Origin of the sequence: Maridesulfovibrio zosterae DSM 11974 (genome assembly GCF_000425265.1) — a bacterium.
Lineage (GTDB): Bacteria > Desulfobacterota > Desulfovibrionia > Desulfovibrionales > Desulfovibrionaceae > Maridesulfovibrio > Maridesulfovibrio zosterae.
Map to the genome: position 1 here is coordinate 133,820 of NZ_AUDC01000012.1, position 16,122 is coordinate 149,941.

The following is a 16,122-nucleotide window of genomic DNA, read 5'->3' on the forward strand; positions in this document are numbered from 1 at the left end:
TTATCATTCGTTAATGAGCAGAGGCTCTTCTTCAAGTTCTTCAAGGAACTTGTCGGCACGCTCAGGTTGATCAGGTACGATTATATCTGTGCGTGCGTACTTACGAAAACCTGTTCCCGCAGGAATCAGTCGACCAACAATAACGTTTTCTTTCAATCCGCGCAGGTAATCTTTTTTGCCGCTCAGGGATGACTCGGTAAGAACCTTAGTCGTCTCCTGGAATGATGCAGCAGAGATAAATGACGCAGTAGAAAGTGATGCCTGAGTAATACCCAGAACATGAGTCTGAGCAGTCGCCGGCTTTTGTCCGTTATTGACAGCTTCCTGGTTGGTTTCCATAAACCGCTGCTTGTCCACCTGTTCGCCCACAAGAAAATGGGTCTCGCCGGGATCAACGACGCTGACCTTTTTGAGCATCTGGCGGACAATAACTTCGATATGCTTATCGTTAATTCCAACACCCTGGAAGCGGTAAACATCCTGAATTTCTTCAACCAGAAAGCGTGCAAGATATTTCTCACCTTTAACTTTCAGGATATCATGAAGCTCAGGCAGACCTTCAGTCATTAAATCACCTGCTTCAACGAAGTCACCTTCCTGAGCTGTGATATGACGACCTTTCGGTACGAGGTACTCTTTAGTGTCCCCTACTTCAGGTGTAACAACAATTTTGCGCTTGCCTTTGGATTCAGGTCCATAGGAGACCACACCATCAATCTCCGAAATGATTCCAAGTTCCTTTGGTTTGCGCACTTCAAACAACTCCGCTACTCGAGGCAGACCACCAACAATATCTTTGGTTTTGGATGTCTCACGGAGTTTACGTGCGATAATGTCACCCGCATCGATGACACTACCGTCTTTAACCATCAAAATAGCACCAACAGGTAGAGGATAAGTAGCTTTGAGGCTTGATCCTGGACGAGACAAGGGCTCGCCATCTTCACCGCAGATAGAAATTGACGGTTTAAAGTTTGTAGTACGGTACTCAGTAATAGTATAAGTAGCCTGATTTGTGGCTTCATCAATACGTTCCTGAAAAGTTTTACCTTCAACAAGATCAGTAAACTTAACAATACCGCTTACGTCAGTTACGAATGGTTCAGAAAGTGGATCCCACTCGGCAAGTACTTCACCGGGGGTAATGCTCTGACCTTCTTCTACATAAAGTTTTGCACCAAGTGGAAGAACGTATTTTTCACGTTCTCTCCCCTGATCGTCAACAACACCGATCTGACAACTCTTACCGAGTACCATCTGGTGGCCGTCTTTGTTGCGAACGGAACGCATACGGTTCAGAACGATTGTACCGTTATGCTGTGCTTCAAAAGATGACTGCTGAATTTCACGGCTGGCTGTACCACCAATATGGAAGGTACGCATTGTCAGCTGTGTACCAGGTTCACCAATTGATTGAGCAGCAATAATACCTACTGTCTCACCCACATTTACAACATGTCCTCTGGCAAGGTCACGTCCGTAACACATAGCGCAGACGCCATGCTTACTGCGGCAAGTAAGAGGTGAACGTACTATCATCGAATTGATACCGTTCTCATCAATTATTTTTGCAGCCCTTTCGTCAATAAGAGTGTCAGCAGGAACAAGAATCTCGCCTGTTTCTTCTTTGACTACAGGGTAAATAGTTACGCGACCAAGAACTTTCTCAGAAAGTCTTTCCTTGATCTCGCCGCCCTTGATGTAGTGGGTAAGTTCAAGTCCGTCAACAGTGCGACAATCATGTTCAGAGACAGTAACATCCTGAACAACATCAACCAGACGACGGGTAAGGTAACCTGAGTTAGCTGTTTTCAGCGCAGTATCGGCGAGACCTTTACGAGCACCGTGAGTTGAAATGAAGTACTGAAGAACTGACAGACCTTCACGGAAAGATGAAGTAATCGGAGTTTCGATAATTTCACCGGAAGGTTTCGCCATAAGACCACGCATACCTGCAAGCTGTCTCATCTGGTCCTGGTTACCACGGGCACCAGAGTGGGCCATCATGAAGACCGGGTTAAAACTGGAGTTAGTCTGCTGCTTACCTGTTTTAGGGTCAACCAGAACATCAGTAGACATTTCGCGGGTCATCTCAGTTGAAACGTCGTTTGTAACTTTAGTCCAAACGTCAACAACCTTATTGTACTTTTCAGTACGGGTGATAATACCTTCACGATACTGCGCTTCAATGTTTTCAACTTCAGTATAGGCTGCGTCAAGCATTCCAGCCTTAGCAGCAGGAATAGTCAAATCTTTCAGACCGATAGTGATAGCTGCTCTGGTTGCATATTCGTAACCGAGATCCTTCAAGCGGTCACAAAGAATGACTGTAGCCTTACTACCTGCAGTACGGTATGCATTAGAAACAAGCCCGGCAATATTTTTCTTGGTCATAACTTTGTTAGCATAGTCAAATCCCATTCCTTCCGGAACAAGTTCACCAACAAGAATACGACCGGCAGTTGTTTCAACAACCTCGCCTTCTACTTTTACTTTAATAGCAGCATGAAGACTGATTACATCCGCATCAAGAGCAGCAACCACTTCCCACGGAGCGGTGAAGGTCATGCCCTCCCCTTTTGCAAAAGCACGCTCAACAGTCAGATAATATAGACCAAGAACGATATCCTGCGAAGGGTTGATAATTGGCTGACCATTAGCAGGAGAAAGGATGTTGTTTGAAGACATCATTAGAACACGACACTCAATCTGCGCTTCGACAGAAAGAGGTACGTGAACAGCCATCTGGTCACCGTCAAAGTCAGCGTTATATGCTGAACATACCAATGGGTGAAGCTGGATAGCCTTACCTTCAACAAGGGTAGGTTCAAAAGACTGAATACCGAGTCTGTGCAATGTAGGAGCACGGTTGAGCATAATTGGATATTCACGAACTACGTCATCCAGGATATCCCAGACAACCAGATCTTCACGTTCAACCATCTTTTTAGCGCTCTTGATAGTTGTAGCGATTTCTCTGCGCTCAAGCTCAGCATAAATGAAAGGTTTAAACAGCTCCAGAGCCATCTTCTTAGGAAGACCGCACTGATGCAGTTTCAGCTTCGGACCAACAACAATTACTGAACGACCGGAGTAGTCAACACGTTTACCAAGCAGGTTCTGACGGAAACGACCTTGCTTCCCCTTAATCATATCAGATAAGGATTTCAAAGGGCGACCATTAGTACCTGTGATAGCACGGCCACGACGTCCGTTGTCAAACAATGCATCGACAGACTCCTGCAGCATCCTTTTTTCGTTGCGGATGATGATGTCAGGAGCACCAAGCTCAATAAGACGTTTGAGACGGTTGTTTCTGTTGATAACACGACGGTAAAGGTCGTTAAGGTCGGATGTGGCAAAACGTCCGCCATCAAGAGGAACAAGAGGGCGAAGCTCAGGTGGAATGACTGGAATAACATCCATGATCATCCACTGGCAGTTGTTACCTGACTCAAGAAAAGCCTCAACAATTTTGAGACGTTTAGTAAGCTTTTTCTTCTTGGTCTGAGAACGGGTAGTCAAAGACTCTTCACGAAGTTCATGCCTTAAAGTAGGCATATCAATCTGAGCCAAAAGACCTTTGATAGTCTCAGCACCCATACCGACTTCGATAGCATCTTCACCATAATGATCTATAACCTGAAAATATTGATCTTCAGAGATAATCTGGTACTGCTTAAGCGGTGTTTCACCCGGATTTAGTACAATATAAGAATCAAAATACAAGACCTTTTCAAGATCGGCCATGGTAATATCAAGCAGGGTACCAATCTTGGAAGGAAGAGTTTTCAGAAACCAGATATGTGCAACCGGAGCAGCGAGCTCAATATGGCCCATGCGCTCACGTCTTACTTTCGAGGCAATAACTTCAACGCCGCACTTTTCGCAGACAATGCCGCGGTGCTTCATGCGTTTATATTTACCGCAGTTACACTCGTAGTCTTTTACAGGCCCGAAAATCTTAGCACAGAAGAGACCATCTCTTTCCGGCTTGAAAGTTCTGTAGTTAATGGTCTCGGGCTTCTTGACTTCACCAAAAGACCATTCTCTGATCTTCTCCGGAGAAGCAATGGAAATCTGAATACCTTTGAGGCCGCGTCCTGCGTGGCCTGCACCGGATGTTCTACGCATAGTGAACAGTTCGTCCAGACTCATTAATATACCCCTTACATGAAAAGGTTTATTTAGTCGCGGGGCCGTATAACGGCCCCGCGTTCATTATTTCTTATCAGCAGCTTCTTCGCTTTCGTCCTGAAGGAGGTGGACATCAAGTCCAAGCGACATCAATTCTTTAACCAAAACATTAAATGACTCAGGTAGACCGGCTTCAAGGAAGTTATCTCCCTTGACGATCTTCTCGTACATTTTAACACGGCCGGTTACGTCATCAGACTTAACGGTGAGGAATTCCTGAAGCAGGTAAGCTGCGCCATATGCTTCAAGAGCCCATACTTCCATTTCTCCGAGACGCTGACCACCAAACTGAGCCTTACCGCCGAGAGGCTGCTGAGTAACCAGCGAGTAAGGACCTGTCGAACGTGCGTGAATCTTTTCATCAACCAGATGGTGCAATTTAAGGATGTACATTACACCTACAGTTACACGGTTATGGAAAGCATCCCCAGTACGACCATCATAAAGTGTAACCTTACCGTCATCAGGAATGCCTGTTTTCTTAACCAGATCCCAGATTTCATCTTCTGTGGCTCCGTCAAAAACAGGAGTCTTGGTCACAATACCATGACGCGCCTTATTGACAGCAAGTCTGAACTCTTCATCATCAAGTGAGTCAATGAGTTCATAAACATCTTCAGATTCAAAGGTACTTTTAATTTCCTGACGAATAACATCAAGGGCCTCGCCGGTATCAAGCATATTGGCGAACTTCTGTCCGATTGCCAATGCTCCCCAGCCGAGATGAGTTTCCATAATCTGACCAATGTTCATACGAGATGGAACACCGAGTGGATTCAAAACGATATCCATTGGAGTACCATTATCAAAGAACGGCATATCCTGCTCAGGCAGAATACAAGAAACAACACCCTTGTTACCATGACGTCCAGCCATTTTGTCACCCACGCTAAGCTTACGCTTAACAGCGATGTAGACTTTGACCATTTTGATGACGCCCGGAGGCAGATCGTCACCTTCAGTGACTTTTTCGCGCTTAACATCATAGATGCCCTTAATAACGCGAATCTGCTTGTCGTATTCAGCGAGAAGCTGTTTTACAGCTTCATTTGTATCTTTATCTGTGAAAAGTCCGCCAAGTTTCTTCAAAGGAACTTCTGCGAGGATTTCATCAGTTATAATGTGTCCGGCTTCAGCAAGAACTTCGCCTTTTCTGCGGCCCATAAGAGTCTGTGCGATCTGCTTATTGGTAACAACAACTTTGATCTTGTCACGAGTCTTAATAGTGAGAGATTCGATATGCTTGCTTTCTTTCATATCGTGTTTAGCAAGCTCGAAATCCTCAATGGCTTTAGTACGATCGTCTTTCTCACCTGAGCGGCGATTAAATACTTTAACGTCAACAATAGTACCTTCGATTCCCGGCGGCACCTTGAGAGAAGTATTTTTTACATCGCGAGCTTTATCTCCGAAAATGGCTCTAAGAAGCTTTTCTTCGGGAGTAAGCTGCGTTTCACCTTTAGGAGTGATTTTACCGACGAGAATATCTTCAGGAGATATACGCGCACCAAGACGAATAATACCACACTCGTCAAGGTTGCTGAGCATATCTTCGCTAACGTTCGGGATATCACGAGTTACTTCTTCGGGCCCAAGCTTGGTGTCACGAGCGACGAGTTCAAATTCCTCAATATGGACAGAGGTAAAAACGTCTTCTTTAACTACACGCTCAGAAATAAGGATGGAGTCCTCAAAGTTAAAACCGCACCAAGGCATGAAAGCCACGAGAAGGTTCTTACCAAGTGCAAGTTCACCATCTTTAATACCTGGTCCGTCAGCAAGTACTTCGCCTTTTTTAACTCGTTTACCAATAGGAAGTCTTGGACGCTGTCCATAGCATGAACTCTGGTTGGACTTATGCCATTTCTGAAGTTCGTAATGCTTGATTCCACCTGTAGCCGGAGAAGGACCATCGTCATATCTGACAACGAGACGCTCAGCGTCTACATAATCAATATATCCATCATTCTCAGCCAACAGGCAGCTACCGGAATCCTGAGCAACATTGGCTTCCATTCCAGTACCAACCAGAGGCTGGGAAGTTATAAGAAGAGGTACAGCCTGACGCTGCATGTTTGATCCCATAAGAGCGCGGTTAGCATCGTCATGCTCAAGAAATGGAATCAGTGCAGCAGAAACAGAAACGGTCTGGCTGGGGCTGATATCCATGAGAGTAACGTCTTCACTGGCCATCATGGAAACATCACCGTTCAAGCGTGATGTAACAAGCGGATTAGAGAATTTGCCATTTTCGTCGATAGGCGCATTCGCCTGAGCAACGACATGACCAACTTCTCTGGTTGCGTCATAATAAAGGATTTCATCAGTCATGGTAGAATCTTTGATTGTCCGGTAAGGACTTTCAATGAAACCGAAATCGTTAACCTTGGAGTAAGTGGTCAAGGAAACGATAAGACCGATGTTCGGTCCTTCAGGAGTCTCAATAGGGCAGATTCTGCCGTAGTGAGAAACGTGAACGTCACGGACCTCAAAACCTGCGCGTTCACGGGTAAGACCACCGGGTCCAAGAGCAGAAAGTCTGCGCTTGTGAGTTACTTCTGACAGCGGGTTGGTCTGGTCCATGAACTGTGACAGCTGTGAAGTTCCGAAGAATTCTTTAAGTACAGCAGCAACAGGTTTAGGGTTGATCAGATCATGAGGCATCAAAGTAGCCACTTCCTGGAGGCTCATGCGCTCCTTGATGGCTCTTTCCATGCGTACAAGACCTATTCTGTACTGATTTTCAACCAGTTCTCCAACAGGACGTACACGCCTGTTACCGAGGTTATCGATATCATCAGCAGGGCCGTGACTGTCTTTAAGCTTACAAAGCACTTTAACCGCAGTAAGAATATCTTCATTGGTAAGAGTTCTAAGCTCAAGAGGCGTATCTACATTGAGACGCGCATTCAGTTTATAACGACCGACGCTGGAAAGGTCATAGTAGTCAGAACTGCGAAACAGATTCTCAAAGAAGTTGGCAGCAATTTCGGCTGTAGGAGGAGAACTGGGACGCAATCTACGGTAAATCTCAATCTGAGCAGACTCAACATCGGTGCTTTTATCAAGCATCATGGAATCACGCAGAGCTGAAGAAACGTCCACACCCATTGTGTGCAGAACTTTTACTTCTTTGAGACCTACTTCAAGAATTCTTTCAAAGATTTCTTCAGTGATTTCATCAGCAGCTTCTGCAATAACTTCACCTGTATCAGGATCGGTAATATCATGGGAAGCAAACTGGCCCACTAGAGTCTTTGGATCTACTTCTATATATTCAATACCGGCACGAACAATTTTTTTCCAAGCGAACTTGGTAACAGGTTTATCACGCTGAACAATGACTTTGCCATCTTCAGAACAGAGATCAACCCAAGCGTTCTCCTTGCGGTACTGATTTTCATCTACCTTACGGCGTACGATATGACGGTCAATCTGGAACTCTTCTACATTATAGTAATAGTCCAGAATGTCCTGCTTAGACATACCCATAGCTTTGAGTAGGACAGTAGCAGGCATCTTGCGACGACGGTCAATACGCACATAAAGAATATCTTTATGGTCGAAATCAAAATCCAACCATGAGCCGCGCATAGGAATAATTCTGCAGCTATAAAGAACTCGGCGACTTGTATGAGTTTTACCGGAATCATGTTCAAAGATGATACCGGGAGAACGCTGCAACTGGTTAACAATTACGCGTTCAGTACCATTTATAATAAACGTGCCCTGCTCACTCATGAGCGGAACAGTTCCGAAATAGATATCCTGCTCTTTAATGTCGCGGATTGTTCTGCTTTCGGTCTCTTCATCTACATCAAATACAACAAGGCGTACCTTAATGCGGATAGGAGCTTCGTATGTAAGGCCTTTGGCAATACACTCGTCCATATCGTATTTAGGCTCACCTATGTCGTAGCTGACATATTCGAGACTTGCTGTTTTATTGAAGTCTTCAATCGGAAAAACCGAACGAAAAACCCCTTCTAAGCCGACATCAGCCCTGCTGGCAGGAGCTACGCCTTCTTGAAGGAATTTCTTGAAGGAATCCACCTGCAGTTCTAGCAAGTGGGGAATCGGTAAAGTAACTTTGATCTTTCCAAATATTTTTCTGAGCTGACCCATCGTATCCTCATCAAGTGAGAAGGTTAGGGTTGGAATGAAGCAATTTGACGAACATCAACCACTAAGATTTAATTATAAGTCAAAAAGTGCAAGATAAACAGAGGGCGGCAGAACAATTTTGCCTTTGAGAAAAATTTTTTAAATTTATTTTGAGAGCGCTAAGTCGATTCGGCTGCGCCTATTCCGAATCTTCCCAAAATAATAGATAAGGCAATTTTGTCAATCTTTTTAACAGCGAGAAGAGCGCAACCCCGTTTTACCAGGGTTTGCGCTCTTCTGCTTAACGGCAATTTTGCTTCAATTATTTCATTTCAGCGTCAGCACCGGCTTCAGTAAGCTGCTTGAGAGCTTCTTCTGCTTCTGCTTTTTCAACGCCTTCTTTGATAGCTGCGGGAACTCCATCAACTTTAGCTTTAGCTTCTTTCAGGCCGAGACCGGTCAGAGCGCGAACTGCTTTGATGACAGCAATTTTGTTGCCGCCTGCACCTTTAAGGATTACGTCAAATTCAGTCTGTTCTTCTGCTGCTGCGCCACCGTCTGCTGCAGGCATTGCTGCTACTGCTGCTACTGGTGCTGCTGCGGAAACGCCGAACTTTTCTTCGAGTTCTTTGATGAATTCGGAAAGTTCGAGAACGGTCATGTTAGAAATAAAATCTACTACCTGATCTTTAGTGATATCTGCCATGGAAATTTCCTCCTGGGAATTCTTTGAGTTGCCTTGACTTGGCTATTATGCAGCTTCTTTCTGATCTTTCACAGCGGAAAGAACATTGAGGAGACCGCGAGGTACGTTTGCGAGCAAGCTCACAAAGTTCGTAGGCACAGCATTCATTGTGCCAAGAGTCATGCCGAGGAGCTGTTCCTTGCTCGGGAGCTTGGAAAGCGCCTTCACGCCATCAGTGTCAAGATACTTGCCCTCAAGGGATGCAAAACGCATATCGAAAGTTTTACTTTCTTTAGCGAAATCAGCAACTGCTTTAGCTGCTGCAACAGGATCTTCATAACCCATTACAACTGCACAGTTTTCCTTGAATTTATCGGCGATGGTACCGTGATCGGTACCTTCAAAAGCCAACCGGGCCAGAGTGTTCTTGACTACTTGGCAATCGACACCGACATTTCTCAGGTTGGAGCGGAGCTGAGTAAACTCTTCCACACCAAGGCCTTTGAAGTCGGTAACGATGGCAATGCTCGCCCTTTCAGCTTTTTCTTTAAGCTGCTCAATAATCTGGGCTTTTTCTTGCCTGTTCACCGTAACACTCCTAATGATTTGACCCGGAAAGCAAGTCAAAGTGTTGTCTCAACAGGATATTAAGGGACCATCCCACCTGCTTTCTTCGACTAAACTTCCCGTGTATTTAAACATCAAGAGCCGCCCGAAGGCGGCTTTGATGATTTAGGACTCTGAATACTTTCTTGCAGACAAAGGATCTACTTTGAAGCCAGGACCCATAGTAGTAGCTATGGCAACAGCCTGCATGTAAGTTCCTTTAGCAGAAGAAGGTTTCATTTTAGCTACTGTTTCCAGCAGCGATTTAAGATTCTCAAGGAGCTTTTCAGCACCAAAAGAAACTTTACCGATAGGAGCGTGCAGAACACCGGCTTTATCAACCTTGAATTCTACGCGTCCTGCTTTTACTTCATTAACAGCTTTAGCCACATCAAAAGTAACGGTGCCGGTTTTAGCGTTAGGCATCAGACCGCGAGGTCCGAGAACTCTACCGATCTGACCAATTTTGGCCATCATATCAGGAGTTGCAATGGCTTTATCAAAATCAAGCCAGCCTTCTTTAACCTTAGCAACCAAGTCATCGCCGCCGACAAAGTCTGCGCCTGCTTCCTTGGCTTCCGCTTCTTTTTCCCCGCTTACAAAGCAAGCTACTCTAACTTCTTTACCGAGACCGTTAGGCAGAGATACTGCACCACGAATCATCTGGTCAGAGTATTTAGGGTCGACGCCGAGGTTGATGGCAACATCAACAGTCTCGTCGAATTTGGCAAATGCCTTTTCAACAGCAGCCTTCACTGCTTCTTCCACGGTCAGACCGCGGAGTTCAGCACCTTCAGTTGCTTTTCTGTAATTTTTTCCGTGCTTAGGCATGATCTATTCCCTCACCTAGTCTGTGACTTCAATGCCCATACTGCGGGCTGTTCCCATGATGGATTTCATGGCAGCTTCAGTATCGGCAGCGGTCAGATCTGGCGCTTTAAGCTCGGCAATTTCTTGAACCTGAGCTTTGGTCACCTTACCGACCTTGTTCTTATTAGGCTCACCGGAACCCTTTGCCAGCTTTGCAGCTTTAAGCAAAAGTGTGGATGCTGGTGGAGTCTTGGTAATGAAGGAAAAGGACCTGTCTTGGAAGACAGTGATGATCACCGGAATGATCATGCCCTTCTGATCCTGCGTTTTAGCGTTAAACGCTTTGCAGAATTCCATTATATTGACACCGTGCTGACCGAGCGCAGGTCCGACCGGAGGGGACGGATTGGCTGAGCCAGCCGGGATCTGAAGCTTAATTTTGCCTATTTCTTTCTTGGCCATCGCTTTATGTCCTATATAAAATTCCAGTGAGGATACTCACTGTCGGAAATGAATATGCAGCAGTGCGGTCAGGACTACCCTTTGGTAACCTGAACAAAGTCAAGTTCCACTGGGGTCTGGCGGCCGAAAATGGAGACTGACACCCGAAGCTTGCCTTTGTCGTAGTTGACATCTTCTACAACGCCGTTGAAACCACTAAAAGGTCCGTCAATAACCCTGACATCATCGCCACGGTCAAAGTTGAACTTAGGTCTCGGCTGCTCCTGACGGTCTTCCATCAGGCTCAGGATTTTGGCTGCTTCGCTGTCACGCATTGGTGTCGGGCGGTTTTTACCACCGATAAATCCGGTAACACGGGGAATAGACTGGATCAGATGCCATGATTCATCCTCCATGATCATTTTGATCATGACGTAGCCCGGATAAAATTTCCGGGTGGATGTTCTCTTTTCCCCTTTAACCAACTCGACAACTCTTTCCGTGGGAACGACTACTTCCTCGATCAGTCCTTTGTCCTGACCAGTTCTCATCATTTCACGAACAGTCTGCTCGACCCGCTGTTCAAAACCTGAATAGGTATGAACTATGTACCAGCGGGCTTTCCTTCCCTGAGGTTTTTCAGCGTCTGCGTTCATGTAGCTCTTTCCTATTTATGGGTTGATTAAGACAGTATTGTCTCAACAAGCTTGCTGAGACCCATGTCAACAACACCCAGAAAAAGCGACATGACTACGACAAGGACCAAGACGGCGGTACAAGTCTGTATAGTCTCTTTCTGAGTAGGCCATACGACCTTCTTCATCTCGACCTTTGACTGTTCTAGGAACTCGGAAAACTCTTTGAGTTTACCGCTAAATCCTTGAGTCTCAGCTTTGGTCTGCTGAGCTCCCGCACCTTTATTTTTTTTCTTGGCCATATTGATTCCCAAAATGAAGTGGCAGGCCAGGAGGGATTCGAACCCCCAGCATTCGGTTTTGGAGACCGACGTTCTAGCCGTTGGAACTACTGGCCTGCTTATTTATAGAAACTACTTGTTTTCTTTATGAAGAGTATGCTTCTTATCAAAAGGGCAATACTTCATCAATTCGATACGACCAGTAGTGTTCTTCTTGTTCTTCATCGTCGAATAGTTACGACGCTTACACTCGGTGCACTGCATCTGGACTTTGACACGCATGTCTTACTCCAGAATTTCAGTTACAACACCTGCGCCTACAGTACGGCCACCTTCGCGAATAGCGAAGCGTAAACCTGGATCCATAGCGATGGGGTTGATCATTTCAACGTTGAAAGTTGCGTTATCACCAGGCATAACCATTTCAACGCCTTCATCCAGAGTTACAACGCCTGTGATGTCAGTTGTACGGAAGTAGAACTGAGGGCGGTATCCGGAGAAGAAAGGAGTGTGACGTCCACCTTCGTCTTTATTAAGGACGTAGACTTCAGCTTTAAACTTAGTGTGTGGGTTGATGGATTTAGGAGCAGCAAGAACCTGTCCGCGCTCAACTTCTTCACGTTTAACACCGCGGAGAAGAACACCAACGTTATCGCCAGCCTGACCCTGATCGAGCAGCTTGCGGAACATTTCAACACCAGTACAAGTAGTCTTAACTGTGTCTTTGATACCAACGATTTCAACTTCTTCACCAACTTTTACGATACCGCGCTCAACACGACCGGTAACAACGGTACCACGACCGGAGATGGAGAAAACGTCTTCGATAGGCATGAGGAAAGGTTTGTCGATATCACGCTCAGGCTCTTCAATGTAAGAGTCACAAGCTGCGAGGAGGTCGAGGATGGGCTTAGCTTCAGGGCTGTTTACATCGTCAGTTTCCAGAGCTTTCAGAGCGGAACCCATGATGATAGGAAGATCATCACCAGGGAATTCGTATGCAGAGAGGAGTTCACGAACTTCCATTTCAACGAGTTCGAGAAGTTCTTCGTCGTCAACCATGTCACATTTGTTCATGAAAACAACTACGAAAGGAACACCAACCTGACGAGCGAGCAGGATGTGCTCACGAGTCTGAGGCATAGGACCATCGGTAGCTGCAACAACGAGGATTGCGCCGTCCATCTGAGCTGCACCAGTAATCATATTCTTGATGTAGTCAGCGTGACCAGGGCAGTCAACGTGTGCGTAGTGACGGTTTTCAGTTTCGTATTCTACGTGTGCAGTAGCAATTGTGATACCGCGTTCTTTTTCTTCAGGTGCTTTGTCGATTTCGTCAAATGCAACGTAATCGCCGTTACCTGCAAGACCTGCAATCTTAGTGATTGCAGCGGTCAGAGTAGTTTTACCATGGTCAATGTGACCAATGGTACCGATATTAACATGTGGCTTTCCGCGTTCGAATTTAGCCTTACCCATGATAAATCCCCCTAAATTTTAGTTCAGTTTTTTCACTGATTTAAAGCGTTCAAAGGTCATTTACACAAATGTATGGAGCCCACGACCGGACTTGAACCGGTGACCTCTTCCTTACCAAGGAAGTGCTCTACCGACTGAGCTACGTGGGCTTTCATATTAAACGCGCAGGCTGGACTGGGGTAAGTTCAGAATGGAGCGGGAAACGAGATTCGAACTCGCAACCCTCAGCTTGGAAGGCTGATGCTCTAGCCGTTGAGCTATTCCCGCTCTTCTAATGTCCGTAGTCACACAACAGGTTCCCCTGTCTCCTACAGCGCGATTATCAAAAGTGGTGGTGGGGGGAGGATTCGAACCTCCGAAGGCGTTGCCGACAGATTTACAGTCTGTTCCCTTTGGCCACTCGGGAACCCCACCACTATATTTTTTTGTTACCTTTCACAAGTGGAGCTGGCGATGGGACTTGAACCCGCAACCTGCTGATTACAAATCAGCTGCTCTACCAATTGAGCTACGCCAGCCCTTGTGAGCGAACCGTTCTACAAGTTTCGTTTTCAAATTGCAAGTACTTTTTGAAGTTTTTTTTCAGTTTGTTCTTGCTTGAAAACTTCGTGAAACTTGTGATTCGCCGAAGCAACGAAGCGGGGTTTAAACGGAAAAGGCTCAACAAGTCAACACCTTTTTAAAACTTTTTTTAAGTTTTTCAAAAATTACCTGCTTCTGTATTGCTCTTAACGCAGGCAGGCTTTGACTTTCTGAGCATTTGTACGTAATTCACTCCCCCGCTGCTTTTTTTGAGCAGCTTCCATAGAACTCAATCTTATTTCAGGTATAAACTAATGAAATTACTTCCCATAAGTCCAGATAAACCCTGGCTGGCTCCTTTAGCCGGTTATTCAGATCTTCCTTTCCGTATGCTTTGCCGAAAACGCGGCTGTGCAGTGGCCTGTACCGAAATGGTCAGCGTTAAGGGACTTAAATACGATGGCAAAGGAACAAAGGTCCTGCTGGCCACTTGTGCCGAAGACAGCCCACTTGTTGTACAACTCTTCGGTGGAGAACCACAGGATTATTCAGACACTATGCCCCAACTGATAGATGAGGGCTACAGTTTTTTTGATTTAAATTCAGGGTGCCCTGTAAAAAAAGTACTCAAAACAGGCGGAGGCTCTGCCCTGCATCTTGATCCAGATAGATTAGTTGAGACAGCTGCGGCAATGGTAAAGGTTGCAGGCGAAGGTCGTGTAGGAGTAAAGATACGATTGGGATTTATGCATAGTGAAGATAATTACCTCGAAATAGCCAGACGTCTTGAAGATATAGGTGTTGCGTGGCTTACATTACATCCACGCTATGCAAAACAGATGTTTTCCGGCGATGCAGACTGGTCTAAACTTGCTGTTCTAAAACAGAATGTATCCATTCCTGTAATTGGTAGCGGTGATCTTTTTACTGCTGAAGACGGCATTGAATGCATACGGCAGACAGGAATCGATGGAATCATGTTTGCGCGAGGGGCACTTTTTGATCCTGCTATTTTCAGTCATTATCTGAAAATCATGAACGACCCTTCATGCGATGATCTTCCCCCTTTTGATTTAGGCAAAACCATGACTGAACATATTAATATGACCAGAGACTTCGACGGCAGTAATAGATCTTTTAGAAAAATTCGTTCAATTCTACCTCGTTACGCTAAAGGTATGGATGGCATTCGCTCAGTTCGTACACGACTTTCCGAGTGCCAGAACTGGGAGGAATTGCTTGCTGCAGCAGCTGAAGTTTCTACTTTGACCAAAGAACGTTGCTAGCCTTTTATTTTTTTAATGCAATTGTTGACGTTAACCGCTTTAACAGCGTAATATATATTTTGTAATCAAATAATACACACAGCTTTTTATTGGAGATTGATATGGCAGCACAGACTGACATTTTACTTGAAGCGGGTACCAATGAATTGGAAATCGTTGAGTTCTGGCTTGAAGAAGAACCTCGTGAAGAAGGTGAAGACTCTTATCGAGGATTCTATGGTGTCAACGTTGCAAAAGTTCTCGAAATTATCAGAATACCAGATAAAATAACTAAGCTTCCTAAAGTTGCCCACCCTGCAATTATGGGAACATTTAATCTGCGCAACAAAGTAATTCCTCTTGTTGATTTAAGCCATTGGCTAAAAAAACCGCGTGTTGAAAAAGAGCCACCCAAAGTAATTGTTACTGAGTTCAACAATGTTTCTTCAGCATTTCTTGTTTCCGGTGTAACCAGAATTCACAGGATTAGCTGGGAAAGAGTAGAAGCTCCTTCCAACTATGTCTCGTCGCTCTCTGAAGACTCAATTACCGGTGTTGTAAAATTCGAAGACCGTATCTCACTTATACTTGACCTTGAAAAGATTGTTGCCGAGCTCAACCCTGAACTGGGCTTGAAACTCGATGATTCTATCGACTGGGCCAATACTGCCGGTTACAAAGCAATTATAGCTGATGATTCCACTTTGATCAGAGAAATGCTCTATGAAATGATGACCAGAGCAAAGTTTAATGTGGAAATGGCCAATACCGGTCGTGATTGTTTTGAAAAACTTCTTGAATTCAAACGTCAGGCTGAAGAGGAAGAACGTCCCATTACCGACTTTATCAATGTTGTTATATCAGACATTGAAATGCCTGTAATGGATGGACACAATCTTACTGTTCGTATTAAAGCCGACCCGATTCTCAAACAACTTCCTGTTATCCTCTTTTCCTCCATCATAACTGATAAGCTACGCCATAAAGGCGAGTCTGTCGGTGCAGATGATCAGATCTCCAAACCAGAGGTTACCCAGCTGGCTCAGAGAGCGATCGCATTAATCGAAAAATAGTCAGCTTTAAAAACGCACCTGATG

The 16,122-nt window shown here is 45.2% G+C and carries 12 protein-coding genes and 5 tRNA genes; 2 read left to right on the plus strand and 15 right to left on the minus strand.

Annotated features, from left to right (window positions below):
- Positions 1-3 precede the first annotated feature (3 nt).
- The 15 genes from rpoC to H589_RS0107585 form a co-directional block, all read right to left on the minus strand.
- Positions 4-4,134 (minus strand): DNA-directed RNA polymerase subunit beta', encoded by a 4,131-nt coding sequence (gene rpoC / locus H589_RS0107515; protein ID WP_425411453.1) that lies wholly within the window; start codon positions 4,132-4,134, stop codon positions 4-6.
- Positions 4,135-4,221: 87 nt separating this feature from the next.
- On the minus strand, positions 4,222-8,322 hold the full coding sequence (gene rpoB, locus H589_RS0107520; RefSeq protein WP_027721458.1) for a DNA-directed RNA polymerase subunit beta: 4,101 nt from the start codon (positions 8,320-8,322) through the stop codon (positions 4,222-4,224).
- Positions 8,323-8,623: 301 nt separating this feature from the next.
- The gene (rplL, locus tag H589_RS0107525; RefSeq protein ID WP_027721459.1) at positions 8,624-9,007 is read right to left on the minus strand and encodes a 50S ribosomal protein L7/L12; all 384 of its coding nucleotides are present in this window, start codon (positions 9,005-9,007) and stop codon (positions 8,624-8,626) included.
- A gap of 45 nt (positions 9,008-9,052) precedes the next feature.
- Positions 9,053-9,574, minus strand: coding sequence for a 50S ribosomal protein L10 (rplJ, locus tag H589_RS0107530; RefSeq protein ID WP_027721460.1), 522 nt, complete (start codon positions 9,572-9,574; stop codon positions 9,053-9,055).
- Positions 9,575-9,718: 144 nt separating this feature from the next.
- Positions 9,719-10,423, minus strand: coding sequence for a 50S ribosomal protein L1 (rplA, locus tag H589_RS0107535; RefSeq protein WP_027721461.1), 705 nt, complete (start codon positions 10,421-10,423; stop codon positions 9,719-9,721).
- A gap of 15 nt (positions 10,424-10,438) precedes the next feature.
- Positions 10,439-10,864, minus strand: coding sequence for a 50S ribosomal protein L11 (gene rplK / locus H589_RS0107540; RefSeq protein WP_027721462.1), 426 nt, complete (start codon positions 10,862-10,864; stop codon positions 10,439-10,441).
- Between the two features lie 74 nt (positions 10,865-10,938).
- The gene (gene nusG, locus H589_RS0107545; RefSeq protein WP_027721463.1) at positions 10,939-11,499 is read right to left on the minus strand and encodes a transcription termination/antitermination protein NusG; all 561 of its coding nucleotides are present in this window, start codon (positions 11,497-11,499) and stop codon (positions 10,939-10,941) included.
- 26 nt (positions 11,500-11,525) lie between these two features.
- On the minus strand, positions 11,526-11,780 hold the full coding sequence (secE, locus tag H589_RS0107550) for a preprotein translocase subunit SecE (RefSeq protein ID WP_027721464.1): 255 nt from the start codon (positions 11,778-11,780) through the stop codon (positions 11,526-11,528).
- A 19-nt stretch (positions 11,781-11,799) separates the two neighbouring features.
- Positions 11,800-11,876, minus strand: a tRNA-Trp gene (locus H589_RS0107555).
- Between the two features lie 15 nt (positions 11,877-11,891).
- Complete coding sequence (rpmG, locus tag H589_RS0107560; protein WP_027721465.1) at positions 11,892-12,041, minus strand: 50S ribosomal protein L33; 150 nt, start codon at positions 12,039-12,041, stop codon at positions 11,892-11,894.
- 3 nt (positions 12,042-12,044) lie between these two features.
- Positions 12,045-13,238 carry an elongation factor Tu gene (gene tuf, locus H589_RS0107565; RefSeq protein WP_027721466.1) on the minus strand — a complete coding sequence of 398 codons (1,194 nt, stop codon included), beginning with the start codon at positions 13,236-13,238 and terminating at the stop codon, positions 12,045-12,047.
- Between the two features lie 73 nt (positions 13,239-13,311).
- Positions 13,312-13,387: transfer RNA gene (locus H589_RS0107570), tRNA-Thr, on the minus strand.
- Between the two features lie 42 nt (positions 13,388-13,429).
- Positions 13,430-13,505: transfer RNA gene (locus tag H589_RS0107575), tRNA-Gly, on the minus strand.
- A 62-nt stretch (positions 13,506-13,567) separates the two neighbouring features.
- Positions 13,568-13,652 (minus strand) — tRNA-Tyr (locus H589_RS0107580).
- 28 nt (positions 13,653-13,680) lie between these two features.
- Positions 13,681-13,756 (minus strand) — tRNA-Thr (locus H589_RS0107585).
- Between the two features lie 318 nt (positions 13,757-14,074).
- On the opposite strand from H589_RS0107585, the gene H589_RS19380 reads away from it, so the two are divergent.
- Both H589_RS19380 and H589_RS0107595 read left to right on the plus strand, forming a co-directional pair.
- The gene (locus H589_RS19380) at positions 14,075-15,046 is read left to right on the plus strand and encodes a tRNA dihydrouridine synthase (RefSeq protein WP_035075453.1); all 972 of its coding nucleotides are present in this window, start codon (positions 14,075-14,077) and stop codon (positions 15,044-15,046) included.
- Positions 15,047-15,147: 101 nt separating this feature from the next.
- A complete protein-coding gene (locus tag H589_RS0107595; protein WP_027721467.1) occupies positions 15,148-16,098 on the plus strand; it encodes a chemotaxis protein in 951 nt (316 codons plus the stop codon).
- Positions 16,099-16,122: the final 24 nt, after the last annotated feature.

Bases quoted from the DNA above. Each gene is read 5' to 3' on its own strand.
- rplA (WP_027721461.1), bottom strand. From the start codon at position 10,423: ATGCCTAAGCACGGAAAAAATTACAGAAAAGCAACTGAAGGTGCTGAA.
- rplK (WP_027721462.1), bottom strand. From the start codon at position 10,864: ATGGCCAAGAAAGAAATAGGCAAAATTAAGCTTCAGATCCCGGCTGGC.
- rplL (WP_027721459.1), bottom strand. From the start codon at position 9,007: ATGGCAGATATCACTAAAGATCAGGTAGTAGATTTTATTTCTAACATG.
- tuf (WP_027721466.1), bottom strand. From the start codon at position 13,238: ATGGGTAAGGCTAAATTCGAACGCGGAAAGCCACATGTTAATATCGGT.
- rpmG (WP_027721465.1), bottom strand. From the start codon at position 12,041: ATGCGTGTCAAAGTCCAGATGCAGTGCACCGAGTGTAAGCGTCGTAAC.
- rpoB (WP_027721458.1), bottom strand. From the start codon at position 8,322: ATGGGTCAGCTCAGAAAAATATTTGGAAAGATCAAAGTTACTTTACCG.
- rpoC (WP_425411453.1), bottom strand. From the start codon at position 4,134: ATGCGTAGAACATCCGGTGCAGGCCACGCAGGACGCGGCCTCAAAGGT.
- H589_RS19380 (WP_035075453.1), top strand. From the start codon at position 14,075: ATGAAATTACTTCCCATAAGTCCAGATAAACCCTGGCTGGCTCCTTTA.
- H589_RS0107595 (WP_027721467.1), top strand. From the start codon at position 15,148: ATGGCAGCACAGACTGACATTTTACTTGAAGCGGGTACCAATGAATTG.
- nusG (WP_027721463.1), bottom strand. From the start codon at position 11,499: ATGAACGCAGACGCTGAAAAACCTCAGGGAAGGAAAGCCCGCTGGTAC.
- secE (WP_027721464.1), bottom strand. From the start codon at position 11,780: ATGGCCAAGAAAAAAAATAAAGGTGCGGGAGCTCAGCAGACCAAAGCT.